Origin of the sequence: Rhizobium sp. Rhizsp42, from assembly GCF_047304155.1 — a bacterium.
Classification (GTDB): domain Bacteria; phylum Pseudomonadota; class Alphaproteobacteria; order Rhizobiales; family Rhizobiaceae; genus Rhizobium.
The window spans coordinates 17,687-34,447 of record NZ_JBGLYS010000039.1; the positions used below are offsets into that span (position 1 = coordinate 17,687).

Annotated in this window: 17 protein-coding genes; 6 read left to right on the forward strand and 11 right to left on the reverse strand. The window is 62.0% G+C overall.

All coding sequences use genetic code 11. The features are described 5' to 3' along the window. Window positions 1-192: 192 nt before the first annotated feature. From ftsH to ybgC, 11 genes are all read right to left on the reverse strand, one after another. A complete protein-coding gene (ftsH, locus tag ACCD05_RS26635; protein ID WP_026283219.1) occupies window positions 193-2,121 on the reverse strand; it encodes an ATP-dependent zinc metalloprotease FtsH in 1,929 nt (642 codons plus the stop codon). A 98-nt stretch (window positions 2,122-2,219) separates the two neighbouring features. Continuing rightward, complete coding sequence (gene tilS, locus ACCD05_RS26640) at window positions 2,220-3,761, reverse strand: tRNA lysidine(34) synthetase TilS (RefSeq protein ID WP_413396515.1); 1,542 nt, start codon at window positions 3,759-3,761, stop codon at window positions 2,220-2,222. 12 nt (window positions 3,762-3,773) lie between these two features. Beyond that, a complete protein-coding gene (gene ybgF, locus ACCD05_RS26645) occupies window positions 3,774-4,820 on the reverse strand; it encodes a tol-pal system protein YbgF (RefSeq protein WP_413396517.1) in 1,047 nt (348 codons plus the stop codon). Between the two features lie 180 nt (window positions 4,821-5,000). Further along, a complete protein-coding gene (gene pal / locus ACCD05_RS26650; protein ID WP_026283220.1) occupies window positions 5,001-5,531 on the reverse strand; it encodes a peptidoglycan-associated lipoprotein Pal in 531 nt (176 codons plus the stop codon). A gap of 156 nt (window positions 5,532-5,687) precedes the next feature. Continuing rightward, complete coding sequence (gene tolB, locus ACCD05_RS26655) at window positions 5,688-6,998, reverse strand: Tol-Pal system beta propeller repeat protein TolB (protein ID WP_112944936.1); 1,311 nt, start codon at window positions 6,996-6,998, stop codon at window positions 5,688-5,690. Window positions 6,999-7,020: 22 nt separating this feature from the next. Further along, window positions 7,021-8,148, reverse strand: coding sequence for a cell envelope integrity protein TolA (locus tag ACCD05_RS26660; protein WP_047509331.1), 1,128 nt, complete (start codon window positions 8,146-8,148; stop codon window positions 7,021-7,023). Window positions 8,149-8,155: 7 nt separating this feature from the next. Further along, on the reverse strand, window positions 8,156-8,614 hold the full coding sequence (gene tolR, locus ACCD05_RS26665) for a protein TolR (protein ID WP_413396519.1): 459 nt from the start codon (window positions 8,612-8,614) through the stop codon (window positions 8,156-8,158). A 24-nt stretch (window positions 8,615-8,638) separates the two neighbouring features. Beyond that, window positions 8,639-9,358, reverse strand: coding sequence for a protein TolQ (tolQ, locus tag ACCD05_RS26670; RefSeq protein WP_026283222.1), 720 nt, complete (start codon window positions 9,356-9,358; stop codon window positions 8,639-8,641). A 358-nt stretch (window positions 9,359-9,716) separates the two neighbouring features. After that, on the reverse strand, window positions 9,717-10,166 hold the full coding sequence (locus ACCD05_RS26675; protein WP_112980018.1) for a type II toxin-antitoxin system VapC family toxin: 450 nt from the start codon (window positions 10,164-10,166) through the stop codon (window positions 9,717-9,719). Next, on the reverse strand, window positions 10,163-10,426 hold the full coding sequence (locus ACCD05_RS26680) for a type II toxin-antitoxin system prevent-host-death family antitoxin (RefSeq protein ID WP_112980019.1): 264 nt from the start codon (window positions 10,424-10,426) through the stop codon (window positions 10,163-10,165). Before ACCD05_RS26680 ends, ACCD05_RS26675 begins: the two co-directional genes overlap by 4 nt. A 69-nt stretch (window positions 10,427-10,495) precedes the next feature. Continuing rightward, the gene (gene ybgC / locus ACCD05_RS26685) at window positions 10,496-10,954 is read right to left on the reverse strand and encodes a tol-pal system-associated acyl-CoA thioesterase (protein ID WP_413396522.1); all 459 of its coding nucleotides are present in this window, start codon (window positions 10,952-10,954) and stop codon (window positions 10,496-10,498) included. Between the two features lie 119 nt (window positions 10,955-11,073). Here ybgC and ACCD05_RS26690 point away from each other — a divergent pair, with 119 nt between their 5' ends. From ACCD05_RS26690 to ACCD05_RS26715, 6 genes are all read left to right on the forward strand, one after another. Next, window positions 11,074-12,294 (forward strand): NAD-dependent epimerase/dehydratase family protein, encoded by a 1,221-nt coding sequence (locus ACCD05_RS26690; RefSeq protein ID WP_413396524.1) that lies wholly within the window; start codon window positions 11,074-11,076, stop codon window positions 12,292-12,294. Between the two features lie 275 nt (window positions 12,295-12,569). Further along, window positions 12,570-13,388: a glycosyltransferase gene (locus ACCD05_RS26695; RefSeq protein WP_413396526.1), complete on the forward strand. Its 819-nt coding sequence runs from the start codon at window positions 12,570-12,572 to the stop codon at window positions 13,386-13,388. Then, window positions 13,385-14,275, forward strand: coding sequence for an NAD-dependent epimerase/dehydratase family protein (locus ACCD05_RS26700; protein WP_413396528.1), 891 nt, complete (start codon window positions 13,385-13,387; stop codon window positions 14,273-14,275). Before ACCD05_RS26695 ends, ACCD05_RS26700 begins: the two co-directional genes overlap by 4 nt. 96 nt (window positions 14,276-14,371) lie before the next feature. After that, a complete protein-coding gene (locus tag ACCD05_RS26705; protein ID WP_413396530.1) occupies window positions 14,372-14,959 on the forward strand; it encodes a 5-formyltetrahydrofolate cyclo-ligase in 588 nt (195 codons plus the stop codon). A 2-nt stretch (window positions 14,960-14,961) separates the two neighbouring features. Then, window positions 14,962-15,786 carry a TIGR00282 family metallophosphoesterase gene (locus ACCD05_RS26710; RefSeq protein ID WP_026283224.1) on the forward strand — a complete coding sequence of 275 codons (825 nt, stop codon included), beginning with the start codon at window positions 14,962-14,964 and terminating at the stop codon, window positions 15,784-15,786. Window positions 15,787-15,899: 113 nt separating this feature from the next. Then, a complete protein-coding gene (locus ACCD05_RS26715; protein WP_413396532.1) occupies window positions 15,900-16,745 on the forward strand; it encodes an MBL fold metallo-hydrolase in 846 nt (281 codons plus the stop codon). Window positions 16,746-16,761 lie beyond the last annotated feature (16 nt).

Genomic DNA, 16,761 nt, shown 5'->3' on the forward strand with positions numbered 1-16,761 from the left:
TCTGCAATTGCACGCCTGCGCGTGTTCCCTCGCCAGAGAGGCCTTCATTGAGGCCACCTTATGTCAGCGGAATGCCACAAAACGCGGCAACCATCACGTCAATTAACGAGAAAATCGATTATATCCCGTTACCAACGAAAAAGGCCGGACACCATCTCGGGTGTCCGGCCTTCTCATGATTTCCAAAGAAAATCAGTGTGGTTGCGGCTCCATGCCGCCTTCGGCCTCATCGCCCTTGGCAGGACGCGTGCCGGTCTTCGGCACGGCCGAGCCACGGCTCGGAGGCGTATCGTCACCGAGATCACGCGACGGCTTTTCACCGCGAATCAACGCCTTGATCTCTTCGCCCGTCAGCGTCTCGTATTCGAGCAGGCCTTCGGCGATGGCCACGAACGCGTCGTGGTCGTCGGTCAGGATGCGGCGCGCTTCGGCGTAGGCTTCGTCGATCAGCTTGCGAACTTCCGAATCGATGGTCATGGCCGTCGCTTCGGACACGTTCTTCGACTGCGAAACCGAGTGGCCGAGGAAGACTTCCTGCTGGTTTTCACCATAGGAAACCTGGCCGAGCTTGTCGGAGAAGCCCCACTGGGTGACCATCGCACGGGCAAGCTTGGTGGCCTGCTCGATGTCGGACGATGCGCCCGATGTGATGTTCTCCTTGCCGAAGGTCAGTTCTTCCGCAACACGGCCGCCCATCATGATGACGAGGCGCGAGACCATCCACTTGTAGCTCATCGAGTAGCGGTCGCCCTCGGGAAGCTGCATGACCATGCCGAGTGCACGGCCGCGCGGAATGATCGTCGCCTTGTGCAGCGGATCGGCCACCGGAACCTTGAGCGCCGTGATGGCGTGGCCGGCTTCGTGGTAGGCGGTCAGCTTCTTTTCGGCTTCGGTCATGGCGGACGAGCGGCGTTCGGCGCCCATCATGATCTTGTCCTTGGCGTCTTCGAATTCCTGCATGGTGACGACGCGCTTGTTGCGACGCGCGGCCATCAGGGCAGCTTCGTTGACGAGGTTCATCAGATCGGCACCCGAGAAGCCGGGCGTACCGCGAGCCAGAACCTTGAGATCGACATTCGGTGCCAGCGGCACGTTGCGGGCGTGAACCTTGAGGATACGCTCGCGGCCGACGATATCGGGGTTCGGGACGACGACCTGGCGGTCGAAACGGCCCGGACGCAGCAGCGCCGGATCGAGAACGTCGGGACGGTTGGTCGCCGCGATCAGGATGATGCCTTCGTTTGCTTCGAAGCCGTCCATCTCGACGAGCAGCTGGTTCAGCGTCTGCTCGCGTTCGTCGTTACCGCCGCCGAGACCGGCGCCACGATGGCGACCGACGGCGTCGATTTCGTCGATGAAGATGATGCAGGGCGCGTTCTTCTTGGCCTGCTCGAACATGTCGCGGACGCGGCTTGCGCCGACACCGACGAACATTTCGACGAAGTCGGAACCCGAGATCGTGAAGAACGGAACGTTTGCTTCGCCTGCGACGGAGCGTGCGAGCAGCGTCTTACCGGTACCGGGAGGGCCGACCAGAAGAACGCCGCGCGGAATCTTGCCGCCGAGACGCTGGAACTTCTGCGGATCGCGCAGGAATTCAACGATTTCCTCGAGGTCCTGCTTGGCTTCGTCAACGCCGGCGACGTCATCAAACGTGACGCGGCCATGCGCTTCGGTGAGCAGCTTTGCCTTCGACTTGCCGAAGCCCATCGCGCCGCGCGAACCGCCCTGCATCTGCCGCATGAAGAACAGCCAGACGCCGAGGATGAGAAGCATCGGCAGCAAGGTGCCGAGATAGCTCAGGAAACCGGAAGAACCGTCGGTTTCGGGACGTGCCGAAACGAGAACATTCTTGGTCTGCAGGCGATCGAGCAGATTGTCGTCGACCACAGGCGTATAGGTTTGGAAGGTGGTGCCATTTTCAACATAGCTGCCGGAGACGCGGTTACCCGTGACGACGACTTCCTTGACGCGGCCCGCATCCACTTCACGCAGAAACTGCGAATAAGGGATATCGCGGGAGCTGGTCTGCGCCGGCGACGTCTGGAACATACTGAAGAGGGCAATCAGCAAAAGCGCTATGATTGCCCACAAGGCGAAATTACGTAAGTTAGGGTTCATCGAACTCCCCAGCACTGGAACGACCGCCTCATGGCGACCGCTTTATTCGGTCTCTAACATAGGATTGCGTCAGGCGGTTGCCAAGGCAAACCCATCAGTTAGATGGTTTTTCCGTCAATAAGACCTAAAGGCGGTTTTGGATAGGGGCGTGTTCCAAAGGCTGCCGCGAGGCTGGTCGCGAACTTGACGTCCAATCGTGTCAAAAAACGGTCGAAGGGCGCGAAATACGGCACGACGTCGAGCATGTCGGCGAGATCGGGCGACAGGTCGGCGGCAAGGATGTGCGGTTGCGCCGCACGGGCTCGGGCGAGCGTGCTTTTGGGGAGGTTTTCCAGCGGCAAAGTAGCGCGTTTCTTATAGCCAGCTTCGTCGGGTAACCCGGCGCTCCCCTGCTCTCCCGCTGCCTCGGCGCCTCGCCCCTCTCCACCCTCATTCCTGTGCTTGTCACAGGAATCCAGCGTGCCCAAGTCCTTGGGCACAAAAGAGTCTCTTACGGCGCCGACGCGCCGTTGCTGGATTCCAGTGACATCGCCCGAGCGAAGCTTGGGCACAGGAATGAGGGAGTGTGAGGCATTCGCAGCCATCACCGTCACCTCAACGCCGGAACCATTCGCCACCATATACCGCCCGTCCCAAACGCCATGCTCGCCGGGGCCAATTGCAATCGGCACCAGCCCCCGCGTCTCCCGCGCCAGATACAGCCCATCGCGCCTGAGATCGAACACCACCCGCCCGGCAGTCATCCGGCCCGGCCGGCCCGCCTCGATGAGGCCGAGCACCGCGCCAATCTGCTCCGCCCCAAGCGCAAACGCCTGCCCGCCTGTCACCGCCGCCAGCCGCGCAAGCCCATGCCCGAGCACCGCCCGATCAACAGAAAGCCCCGCAACACCAACTCGCACCAGCATGCCCTCATGCACATCGACATGCGCATCGACCCACCCAGCCGCAGCCTCGTCGAGCGCCATCCGCGAGGCCGTCATCGCCTCGATCTCGCCGACCGAGATCCCCTCGCCCGCCAATGCCTGGCGCGTGCGCACCCGCTCGTATTTTACATCCTCGTTGCTCGGATCATCGCTCCACCCGATACCGCGCAGCTCCAGCATCGAGCGGATATCCGCCCGCAGCGAAGACAGCAGCGGCCGCGCGATCCAGATGCGGCGGTCGAAAAGCACCAGATCGGCGATCCCGGTCGTGGTGGCGGCCGAGCGTTGGCCGCGCATGGCAAATGTCTCGCGCTGATCGTCGAGCGTGTGGCCGGTCACAATAATGTCAGCGCCGAGTTCGAGCGCCGCCTCGGCGAGCAGCCCGTAGCGGGCGTCGCGCGCCGCCGCCATGATGCCGGCCTTCGGCTTCGCGCCCTGCCAGACCTTGATGACATGGGGAATATCGAGCGATCGGCAGAGCGCAGCGACATCGCGCGCTTCATCGGCCGATTGCGGACGCAGCGCGTGGTCGACGGTCGCGGCGCAGAGGGAAATTTGGGGATTGGGCTCGGCCTTCAGCGCATCATGGAGCGCAATCAGCAGGCCCGTGGAATCGCTGCCGCCCGAAATCGCGACGAGAATGCGCGAGGGCTGGTCAAGCGAGGAGAGAAAGCGGCGTGTCGCCGTCTCTGGAGAGAGGATGCCGTCCGGGCGCAAGACCGGAAAGCCTTAGCAGGAGAGACGCTTCTGTTCGCTCGCGACCTTGGATATGACGGCGCGGGAAGCCTTGGGATAACGCTTCGGTACTTCGCGCAGCGTTGCGCAGGCGGTTTCCGTATTGTCGAGTGCGGCCAGCGACATGCCGAGCTTCAGAAGCATTTCCGGCGCCTTTTCCGACGTGCCGTACTTCTGGTGCGCGTTGAGGAAAGTCTTGGCCGATTCGTTGAACTTGCCCTGCGAATAGAGCGCTTCGCCAAGCCAGAAATTGGCGTCCGCCGCGCGCGCGCTGTTCGGATACTGGCCGATATAGGCGTTGAATTCCTTTTCGGCGGTCGAATAGTCACCCGAAAGAACATGGCCGTAAGCAGCCTTGTACTGATCGGCCTCGCTGCCGAGAGACGCCGTCTGCGAGCCGGCTGCACCGACCGGCGGCAGCGGGCTGGAGCCGACTTCGGCGCCCGGATTGACCGAGCCACCGATCGGATTGCCGTTCTGGTCGAACTGCATGGAGCCCAGCTGCTGTGGCGGCTGGCCGAGACCGGTGTTCTCAGGAACGTCGGTCGAGGGCGACGTTTCGGGTGCCCTCGAGGTCTGGATGGCGCGGGCGACATCGTCGCCACCGCCCTGTCCCTGGCTCATTCCCTGGCCCATTTGCTGGCCTTGGGCCGTCTGGTTGGAAGCCGGGATATCGGCTTCGCTCTTCTTCATCGGCTTGGATGCACCACCGGCGCTGCCGCCACCGCCGCCGCTCTTTTCCAGTTCCTGGAAGCGGAATTCATTGTCTTCCTGTGCCTTGCGGATGGTTTCCTGCATCTGCAGCAGTTGGAAGCTCATTTCCTCGATGCGGCCGTTCAGCTGGCGAAGCTGATCTTCGAGCTGCTGGATGCGCACTTCCGCGCCGCCGGCCTGCACGTTGACGACGGGCGCCTGCGCCGGTGCCTGGCTGGCCGTCTTGTTTCCGAAATGCAATCCGAATAGCGACGACGCGTTCGCCGATTGGCCAACCCCGGCCACCGTTGCGAGGCAGAGCATGCCCGCCACGACAAATTTCTTCATTTGGTTCGTCCTGTCCCAGTGATTCTTCGCGCCTCGATGGCACGAACAGGAGATTTTTCCAATTGCTTTCAAAAAGCAACGGAGTTCGGCCAAAGTGTGTTCAAAAAGAAAAGGCGGCCCGCGATGGAGCCGCCTTTCCAATTTGTAATAAAACCCGGCTTTTTATCGCCGGATCGGCAATTACATGCCAGCGCCACCGAGAACGGTAACGGCGCGGCGGTTCTGCGACCAGCAGGAGATGTCGTCGCAAACGGCAACCGGGCGTTCCTTGCCGTAGGAGATCGTCTTCATGCGCTGAGCCGGAACGCCGCGCGAAGCGAGGTAGTCCTTGGTGGCAGCCGCACGGCGAGCGCCGAGAGCGAGGTTGTATTCGCGCGTGCCGCGTTCGTCGGCATGACCTTCGATCGTGATTGCGTACTTCGGATAGCGGCCGAGCCACTGAGCCTGACGATCGAGCGTCTGGGCAGCGTCGGCGCGGACCGAGGTCGAGTCGGTGTCGAAGAAGATGCGGTCGCCAACGTTGACGGTGAAGTCCTGGGCCGAACCCGGCGTTGCGGCACCGGCACCGAGGCCGAGGTCACCGGCGCTGTTGGCCATGTTCTTCTTGTTGGCGCAGCCAGCAAGTGCCAGACCGGCGACGAGCGCGATCATGACCGGGTTGCGGGCGAAGTTCTGCATGCGGCTCATTGCCGGGGTATGAATTCGGCTCATGGCCGGTCTCCTTGCGACTTGATTAAGGTTGCCGGACTGTAACCGTTCTCGGTTAATCGGCTTTCAAGAACTATGGTTAACGAATGGTTGATTTGGCCCTCTGTCGCCCCATTCGTAGATTTTTGAGGCGACAAGAAGGCAGGCATGCGGACTTCCCTACTCCAGAAGCGGCGACCAGGCCGGGTCGGAAGCGTATGCGGGGGTCTTGATCATCTGCTCGTTGTAACCGCTCAGATCGATCGAATAGAGCTGTGGGCCACCTGCCCCCGCCGCCTGGCGGAAGAACATGATGACGCGGCCGTTCGGCGCCCAGGTCGGGCCCTCATTGTGGAAGCCCGTGGTCAAGATGCGCTCGCCCGAACCATCAGGCTTCATCACGCCGATCGAGAACTTGCCGCCCGACTGCTTGGTAAAGGCGATCAGATCGCCGCGCGGAGACCAGACCGGCGTGGAGTAGGAACCGTCGCCGAAGGAGATACGCGTCTGGCCGGAACCATCGGCGCTCATCTTGTAGAGCTGCTGGCGACCGCCGCGGTCACTTTCGAACACGATCTGGCTACCGTCTGGCGAATAGGACGGCGAGGTATCGATCGCGGCCGTGGACGTCAGGCGCGTCGTGGTGCGCGAACGCAGGTCCATCGTGTAGATATTGGCGTTGCCTTCCTGCTGCAGGCTCATCACCACCTTCTGGCCGTCAGGCGAGAAGCGCGGCGAAAACGTCATGCCCGGGAAGTTGCCGACCACTTCACGCTGTCCGGTTTCCAGCTGCAGCAGGTAGACGCGCGGCTGCTGGTTGGCGAACGACATGTAGGTGACTTCCTGACGGTTCGGCGAGAAGCGCGGGGTCAGAACGAGGTCGCTGCCATTGGTGAGCATGCGCACGTTGAAGCCGTCCTGGTCCATGATGGCGAGCTGGCGCTTGCGCTCCTGCTTGCTGCCAGATTCGGACACGAAGACGACGCGGGTATCGAAGTAGCCTTCTTCACCGGTGATCTGCTTGTAGATCGCGTCGGCGATGATGTGGGCCACGCGGCGCCAGTTCTCAGGCTGCGTGTAGAACTGCTGGCCGGTCATCTGGCTGCCGGCAAACGTGTCCCAGAGGCGGAACTCGGCGCGAAGACGGCCATCGGCCTCCTGCGTGACGCGGCCGGTGACCAGCGCCTGCGCGTTGATGACCTTCCAGTCCTCGAAGCGCGGAGCGGCATCCGGGTTGGAGATCTTCTCAATGAAGGCATTCTTGGCGATCGGCTTGAACAGGCCCGAGCGCTGCAGATCCGCGGCGATAACCTGCGAGACCTGGGCGCCCATGTCGCCCTGCAGGAAGTCGGTGATCGCGATCGGCAGGGGCTCGACATTGCCCTTGTTGATGTTGATTTCGACAAGCGCATGCGCCGGCGTGGCGATGACCGCGGTGGTCATCATGCCAACGGCGACCATCAGGGCGCGAAAAAGGGAACACTTGGTCATAGAGGACAAGCCTTTCAGCATTTTAAAGGGCTAGATCGCTGGGGTCGAAATTGACGATGACTTCGCCCCAGGCGTCGTATTTGTCTTTCGGCAGATTGGTGAACGGCGACGACTTCATGACGGCGCGCTTGGCACCGCTGGCGAGCGCCATACGGGTCGATTCGTTGGTGCCGCCGATGGCTTCCACTTCGGGAGCGCCAATGATGTTGCCGTCAGGGTCGAGCTTCATGTGAACCCTGATGCGGACTTCGCTGGCGCCTTCCATGCCGGGAATGACCGACCAGTTGCCGGCGATCGCGCTGCGCAGCGCATCCATTTCGCTCATCGACAGCTTGGAGCCGCCGGTCGCCTTCTTGGCGCCGAGCGAGGCAACCTCGGTCGAGCTCTTGGCGCCGCCATTCGACGGATCTTGCTTGTTCAAGAGTGCGGCGATGTCATCGGCGTTGAAGTCGCTCTTCTGCGCGGAAGAGGCTTTGGCCTTTTCCTGCTTCTTGTCGGACTTCTTCTTGTCAGACGGCTTTTCGTCGGTCTGCGCCTTGTCTTCCGTCTTCTTCTCCGCGGGCTTTTCGGCCGGCTTCTGTTCCGGCGGCTTCGGCTGCGGCTTGATTACGGGTGTCGGCACCTTGTCCGGCAATGCTTCCGCATCCGGCTTCGGCGGCTCGGGCATGTCCTGCGGCTTCTCTTCAGCCTTAGGAGGCGTCGGCGCGATTTCCGGCTTCGGCGGCGTGATCGACGCGACCTGGCTCGGCTCCACCGCCGTATCTTCCTTCATGATGTCCTTCACCTCGTTGGGCACGGGATCATTTTCCGGAAGCGGCTTTTCGGAGGCCTTGGGGGCTGCGGCCGACTCGTTGTTGTTTGGCTTGGCGTTCGGGATCGGCGGCGTCTTCAGGTCGACCTTGTTCTCGCCCATGTTTTCGGCGTTGGCCACATTGGTCGGCTTGGAGGTCGGCTTCGGCGCCGGCTTGTCGCTCGGCTTGGCCGTCTTGTCTCCCTGCTGCAACTGCGTCAGGTCCTCGACAGGCACGAGGTTGACGGGCATGGCCTCGAAATCCTCGACCTTGAACTCCGACGGGGAGCCGATCGAAATCAGCGCCCAGGCGAGCAGAGCACAGTGCAGTACAGCAGATGAGACAATACTGGCCTTCATAGCTCTACTACGGGCCCTTCTTCTCTTGGGTGACGAGACCGATGTTCTTGAAGCCCGCACCCTGGATGCGTGCCATGACATCGGCGATCACGCCGTAAGGCGCGGCCGAGTCGCCACGAACGAAGATGCGCTCATTGTAGCCGGTGGTGGCGATCGCCTCGAGCTTGGCGGCGATTTCATCGACCGGGATCGGCGTTTCCTGCAGGAACGCGGTACCGTCGTTCTTGACGGAGATCGTGATCGGCTGCGTTTCGGAATTCAGCGCCTTGGCCTGCGTTTCCGGCAGGTCGATCGGCACGCCGACCGTCATCATCGGAGCGGCGACCATGAAGATGATCAAAAGCACGAGCATGACGTCGACCAGCGGCGTCACGTTGATTTCGGAAATGGCGCCACCTCTGTGGCCACCGCGACGACGCCGACGGTTTCCACCGCCTCCGCCACCGCTTGGAGCACCCATACCCATGTCGTTCTCTCCGTTTCCGTCGGATTACTGCGCGGCCTGACGCGGCTGCAGCTTCTCGTCGATTTGGCGCGAAAGAATGGCGGAGAATTCATCCGCGAAGCCTTCCATGCGTGCCGAGAGCTTGCCCGCATCGGCGGAGAACTTGTTGTAGGCGATAACCGCCGGGATAGCGGCGACGAGGCCGATCGCGGTTGCGAGCAGCGCTTCGGCGATACCCGGTGCAACGACGGCGAGGTTGGTCGACTTCGAACCGGCGATCGCCTGGAACGAGGTCATGATACCGACGACGGTACCGAACAGACCGATGAACGGGCCGGCAGAGCCGATCGTCGCCAGCGAGCCGAGACGGGCCGAGAGCCCTTCGGATTCGCGAGCAAGCGTCACGTCCATGGCGCGGTCGATACGCATCTGCAGGCCGATCGGCGAACGTGCGCCGCGCTCGAACGACTTCTTCCACTCGCGCATGGCGGCGACGAAGATCGAGGCGAGGCCCGTGTTGTTACGCTCCGACAGCGAGCGGTAAAGTTCTTCCAGCGACTGGCCCGACCAGAATACCTGCTCGAACTTGTCGAACTGCCGGCGGGCGCGGCCGAAGGCCAGATACTTGTCGATGACGATCGCCCAGGTCCAGACGGACGCTGCGATAAGACCGAGCATGACGAGCTTGACGACGAGGCCAGCCTGCATGAAGAGCGACCAGAGACTGACGTCCGTGTGAGCCGCTGCCAATCCTACTTGTTCCATTGATCCAAAATCCCCGAATCCAAACGCCCGGCACTTGACCGGGCGGCACAAAAAGATCTCGCAAGATATGTCTGGCTGCCGCCGCCCAAAGCCCTGGTCAAGCTTCCAAGCTCTTATCCGCCTTCCTTGCCGTCAAATTTGGTCAAAGGAAGGCGTGCACCGCACAAACTCTGACAATCCGAGTAAGACACTATTATCGTTAATAGTTCGTTAGCGCCGGATCATAAAAGGCTGACTATTGGCGAGAGGTTGATCCCTTGGAATACTTGGCCAGATCTCAGATCGATGACCAAAACAGCACAAACCTTGCGCGCGGCAATTCCTTCACATGAAAGTCATGTTTTTGCAAGCAGCGTTTTCAGGAAGCTGCCATGTCGTCAGGGCTGAGCAAGATCACGCCCAACGGCGTGAAGTGACGAACATTCGCCGTGACCACCGTCAGGTTACGCACCGAAGCGGTTGCCGCGATCAGCACGTCAGCCAAGCCCGGCCTCTGGCCCCTCGCCTCCGCCTGCTCCTCGATCTGACCGGCCGCCATCGCAATATCCGCGTCGACAGGCAGAACGTGCTCACCGAACTGACCGATCAATCCGGAAAGCCATTCCGCGAGCTTGGCAGCCCTCGCATCAGCACCCTTGCGTTCGAGCTTTTTGATCCCGCGCTGGATCTCCGCAATGGTGATGGCTGAGAGATAGAGCGAGCCTTCGCCGCCTCGCTCAGACATCCAATCCCGAATATCAGGTGAAATCGCCGGCCGATCCGGCGCGAACAGCGAGATGATGTTGGTATCGAGCAGGTAACCGGTCACAGCTCGGCATCACGCATACTGGACATGTTCCGATCCAGATCGAGGTCATCGTCGAGACCGCCGGGAAATGACATCAGATATTCGCCGAGATTGAGCTTCGTCTTGGCAAGCGCCTTCTTCGCCTCCTCCGCCGCCTCAAGCGAAACGATAGCGGCGACCGGCTTTCCGTGCCGAGTAATCGTCACGAACTCGCCGCTCATCGCTTCATCGACGAGACTGGAGAATGTTGCCTTTGCATCGCGAAGTGTAACTGTCGTCATCGGGACCTCAGCGTGACCACAGGTGACTACATAGCAGCTTGCTCGCGAATTTTCAACGAACCGCCGAGGTCAGACCGCGATCATCATCTGCTTCGCCAACCCCTCCGGCAGCCGCCGCGGCCGCCCGCTGGCGTTGATGACGGCGATGATCACCTTGGCAGCGATCAGGAGTGTCTCGTCGCGACGGATCTCCTGCACGAGCACCATCTTGGCGCCGCCGGCCTTTTCGGTGCGTGTCGTCACCGTCAGGATATCGTCCATGCGCGCCGGCGACTTGAAATCGATCTCCATGCGATGGACGACGAAGACCAGCCCCTCTTCATCGGCGGTAATCAACTCGCGCTGCTCGACGCCAAGGCAGCGCAGATAGTCGGTGCGGCCGCGCTCGAGGAAGTGCAGATAGCGGGCGTGATAGACCAGACCGGAGAAATCGGTGTCCTCATAATAGACTCGCTGCAGCAGGCGGTGGCCCGCTTCCGTCAGTTCGCCCGAGATCGAATGAGAGATCGAATGCACACCGTCCGCCATAATTTTCTCCAAAGTCGCGCGCCCTCTTTGGCTGAAGACATTCCGCCTTGCAAGCATTGAACAATTGTCACGCTTTCTAAGTAATCCTCGATAGCGAAGGCCAACAAGGAGACGACACCATGAAGATTGCGGTGATGGGCGGAGATGGATTTATCGGCTGGCCAACATCATTGCATCTGTCGGACGCCGGCCACGATATTCACATTCTCGACAACCTCTCGAGACGCTGGATCGACACAGAACTCGGCGTGCAATCGCTGACCCCGATGGACTCGATCCAGGAGCGCACCCGCATCTGGCATGCCGAGACCGGCCGTCGTATCCACTTCAACCTGATCGATCTCGCGAGGGATTACGAGCTTCTGAAGAAATGGCTCGCCGAAAACCGGCCCGACGCCATCATCCACTTCGCCGAACAGCGCGCCGCGCCCTATTCGATGAAGAGCGACCGCCACAAGAACTACACCGTCAACAACAACATCAACGCCACCCATAATCTCTTGAACGCGCTGGTCGAACTGCAGCTCGACGCGCACCTGATCCACCTGGGCACCATGGGCGTCTACGGCTATTCGACGGTCGGTGCCGCCATCCCCGAAGGGTATCTGCCGGTCGGCATCGAGACGACGAGTGGCGAAACCGTCAGCCAGGAAATCCTCTACCCCGCCAATCCCGGCTCGATCTACCACATGACCAAGTGCCTGGATCAGACGCTCTTCCATTTCTACGCCAAGAACGACGGCCTCAGGATCACCGACCTGCACCAGGGCATCGTCTGGGGCACCCACACCGAGCAGACCCGCCGTCACGAGCAGCTGGTCAACCGTTTCGACTATGACGGCGACTACGGCACCGTTCTGAACCGCTTCCTGATTCAGGCGGCGATCGGCTATCCGCTGACCGTCCACGGCACCGGCGGCCAGACCCGCGCCTTCATCCACATCCAGGACTCCGTACGCTGCATCGAGCTGGCCTTGAAGAACCCGCCGACGCGCGGCGCCCGCGTCGAAATCTTCAACCAGATGACCGAAACCCATCGCGTCCGCGACCTCGCCGAAATGATTGCAAAGCTGACCGGCGCCGAGATCGCCTGGCTGCCCAATCCGCGAAAGGAAGCGCCGGAAAACGAGCTGATCGTGAAGAACGACAAGTTCCGCAATCTCGGCCTCGACCCGATCACGCTGAAGACGGGACTGATGGGCGAAATCGTCGATGTCGCCAGGAAATTCGCCTATCGCGTCGATCGCAGCCGCGTGCCGGCGGTGTCGGCCTGGACGAGGGATATCGCGCCGACGATCAACCACGATCCCGAGGGCAAGCGATTGAAGTCGGTGTCGTGAGGGGTGGCGAGACACGGGAAGCATAGAGCGGTGAGCCCCCTCATCCGCCTGCCGGCACCTTCTCCCCGCTGGGGAGAAGAGACTCGTGGCACGCGCTCGACAGAGATCACGCGTTCGGTTCCTGCGATAGGCGGCGATGCTCGCCACCTGCCTCTTCTCCCCACCGGGGAGAAGTGCCGGAGCGCCAGCGAGGCGATGAGGGGGGCGAGGTATGCCGAGCGGCCTGAGCGACAAGCGAAGGCCAACATCACGTCCCGCCCCGAGACCCTCGCACGATGACATCCCGCAACGCCTACGTCACCCTCGTCACCAACGCCGATTACGCCATGGGCGCCACCGCGCTCGCCCGCTCGCTCCGCATGACCCACACGACCGCCGACATCGTCGTCCTCCACATCGGCGGCGTCACCGAAGCTGACCTCGACCCCTTGCGCACCCTCGGATGCCGCCTCCTCCCCGTCGAGCACCTGCCGCTGTCGGACGCCTTCAACACCCGCCACGCGCGCGGCCAACTCCACGCCGCCGCCCCCTTCACCAAGGGCCGCAAGCCGCTGTTCCACTCGCCGCTCGACAATTTCTGCAAGCTCCGCCTCTGGGAACTGACCGAATACACGACCTGCGTCTTCATCGACGCCGATGCGATCGTCCTGCGCAACATCGACCGGCTGTTCGCCTACCCCGAATTCTCCGCCGCCCCGAATGTCTACGAATCGCTCGCCGATTTTCACCGCATGAACTCCGGCGTCTTCGTCGCCAAGCCCTCGCGCGACACATTCAGCGCCATGCTGGAGCGACTCGACCAGCCGGAAATCCTGTGGAAACGCACTGACCAGACCTTCTTGCAGGCGTTTTTCCCAGAATGGCATGGTCTACCGGTCTATTTCAACATGCTACAATATGTCTGGTTTACCATGCCTGCGCTTTGGGACTGGAACAGTATTTCCATCCTGCACTACCAGTATGAAAAGCCATGGGAAACAGATCATCCGAAGGCCGAAAGCCTGCGGCCGCTGATCGACCTTTGGCAGGCATTCTACACGGGCAAGGACGTGCCGGACATATCGGCCATGGCCAATCCGAAAGGGGCAGCATGAAGGTACTGGTATCGGGTGGAACAGGACTTGTCGGTCGTTATATCGTCGAGGAACTGCTTGCAGCCGGATATTCGGTCATCATCGGTGGGCGCCACGCCCCGCTGCCGCGCGCCTTCTCCCGCCCCGTCGATTTCGCACCGCTGTCGCTCGATCCCGAAAACGACCATATCGAAGCCTTCGACGACGCCTATTTCTTCGTGCACGCCGCATTCCATCACGCGCCTGGCAAATATCGCGGCGGCGAAGGCGACGATCCCGAAACCTTCAAGCGCTTCAATCTCGACGGCACCGTGCGCCTCTTCGAGGCCGCCAAGCGCGCCGGCACGCGCCGCTGTATCTTCATCTCAAGCCGTGCCGCCTATGGCGAGCATCCGCCGGGAACCACGCTGACGGAAGCCACACAGGAAAAGCCGGAAACGCTCTACGGCCAGACCAAGCTCGACGCCGAACGCAGCCTTGCGCATCTGGCCGCGCCCGGATTCGCGACCGCCAGCCTGCGCCTCACCGGCGTCTACGGCAATCTGCGCCCCAACAAATGGGACAAGCTGTTCGGCGATTACCTGAGCGGCCGGCCGATCCCGGCGCGGGCAGGCACCGAAGTGCACGGCCAGGATGTCGGCAAGGCCGTGCGCGTCATGCTCGAGGCCGATGCCGGTCGCATCTCGGGCGAGACTTTCAACGTCTCCGATCTCGCGCTCGACACCTGGGATATTCTCGAGCCGATCCGCTGGGAACATGATTGCGCCAACCGCCTGCCTGTCGCCGCCGACAAATCGTTGCTCACGCCGATGGACACGACCAAGCTGCAGGCGCTCGGCTGGCAGCCGGGCGGACTGCCGCTCTTCGAGGAAACCATCCACGCGCTCGCGACACAGCCGGCGGCCTGACATCCGAACGTCGCATTCGCGCGTTGCTTTTGCATACGCGCGTTGCATTGCGCGCCCGGCGTTCTATTGTCCCGCCAAGAGAGCAAGGCGGACACCATGAACGCAAAAGACATCAAGGCCACGATGCGCGCCGAAAGGCTGGCGCTGAGAGATGCCATTCCCCTGGAGACCAGGGCCGCGATGAGCCTTGCCATGGCCGAACACGCCGGCGAGGCCATCGCGTTTGATCCCGGCACGATCATCTCCGGCTTCCTGCCGATCCGCTCGGAAGCCGACCTTCGCCCGCTGATGGCGCGGTTTCGCGCACGCGGCGCCAGGCTCTGCGTCCCCGCCATTCTCGATCGCCAGACCATCGCTTTTCGCGAACTCGTGGATGGTGCGCCGCTGGTCTCGACCGGCTTCGGCACATCAGGTCCCGGCCCCGACGCGCCGGTACTCGATCCCGAGATCTTGCTGGTGCCGCTGTCGGCCTTCGACACACGCGGCCACCGGATCGGCTACGGCGCCGGTCATTATGACCGCGCGATCGACCGTTTGAGGCAAAAAGGCATGCATCCGAAACTCATCGGCATTGCATTCGACTGCCAGGAAGTGGCACATGTGCCCGACGAGCCGCACGATGTAAGCCTGGATGCCATCCTGACAGAAAGCGGCCTGCGCTTTTTTGCCTCTTGGATTGGATAGCAATGCGACTGCTTTTTTTGGGTGACATGGTCGGCAAGACGGGACGCACGGCGGTGTGGGATCGCCTTCCCGGCCTGATATCGGACCTGAAGCTCGACTTCGTCGTCGTCAACGGCGAAAACGCCGCCGGCGGCTTCGGCATCACCGAGGACATCTTTCTCGAGACCATCAATGCCGGCGCCGACGTGGTGACGACGGGAAACCACGTCTGGGACCAGAAGGAAGCCGTCGCTTTCGCCGGCCGCAACGACCAGTTCCTGCGCCCCGCCAACTATCCGCAGGGCACACCCGGCCGCGGCTCCGGCCTGTTCTATGCCCGCAACGGCGCCCGCGTACTGGTTGCCAACGTCATGGGCCGCGTCTTCATGCATCCGGAACTCGACGACCCCTTCAAGGCGGCCGAGACCATTCTCGACGCCTGCCCGCTGAAGGAACAGGCCGATGCGATCATCTTCGATTTCCATGCGGAAGCCACCAGCGAGAAACAGTGCTTCGGCCACTTCGTCGATGGCCGCGCCTCCTTCGTCGTCGGCACCCACACGCATGTGCCCACCGCCGACCACCAGATCCTGAACGGCGGCACCGCCTATCTCTCCGATGCCGGCATGTGCGGCGACTATGACAGTTCGCTCGGCATGGACAAGGAAGAGCCGCTCAACCGCTTCATCTCGAAGATGCCGAAAGGCCGCATGGAGGCCGCCACCGGCCCCGCCACCATCTGCGGCGTAGGCGTCGAGATCTCGGATGCGACGGGACTTGCCGAAAAGATCGCGCCGCTGCGCCTCGGCCCGAGACTGTCGGAAACCATCCCGGAATTCTGGCGCTAAACCGGGCACGGCCTGCCAGTGACGGAAAAGTGAGCAGCGGTTGCAGGATTTGATCTGGACCGCTGCCGACCCTTGCCGCATCCTTTTGCCAGTGAAAGCGCTGGGGACGTGGCATGAAGCTGCATTTTCTTGTCTTCGCAATGACCACCCTCTCCGGCCTGCTGCCGGGCTGGCTGGGTCCTGACGCCGCGCAGGCGCAGGAAGCGCGCCGCAACGTCAGCCAATGCCAGGCGATCGCGCAATCCATTCCCAAAGCGACATTCGCGAGCTTCTCCGGCGCCGTCCCGATCGCAGGCGCCGCGGACAACGAGACCGTGACGCTCACCTATATCGGCCACTCGACCTTCCTGATCGAAACACCTGGCGGCGTCAGCATCGCCACCGATTACAGCGGCTGGTACACGCCGCCGCGGATGCCGATGGTGGCGACGATGAACCGCGCCCACTCCTCGCACTACACGCTGACGCCTGATCCGGCGATCAAATATGTGCTGCATGGCTGGAGCGACGTGCCGGGAGAAAAAGCGAAGATCGATCTGACGGTCGGAGACACCTACATTCGCAACGTCACCACCGATATCAGGGGCGGCTACGGCGGACCGCAGGCGGATGGAAACTCGATCTTCATCTTCGAGGTCGCAGGCCTTTGCATCGGCCATCTCGGCCACCTGCACTACGAGCTGACCGACGCCCACTACACCGAGATCGGCCGGCTCGATATCGTCATGGTTCCCGTCGACGGCGGGCTCACCATGGGCGCCGACAGTATGAGCCGCATCATCAAGCGCCTGCGCTCCTCGCTGGTGCTGCCGATGCACCAGCAACGGCCGCTCGCCAACTTCCTCTCCATGTTCGGCCCCGACTTCGACGTCGTCTACGCCACGGGCAACAGCATCGACGTCTCGATGCGCACGCTGCCGAAGAAGCCACAGATTTTTGTGGCGAAGGGGATGCAGTAGAGGGATTGCCTGCGTC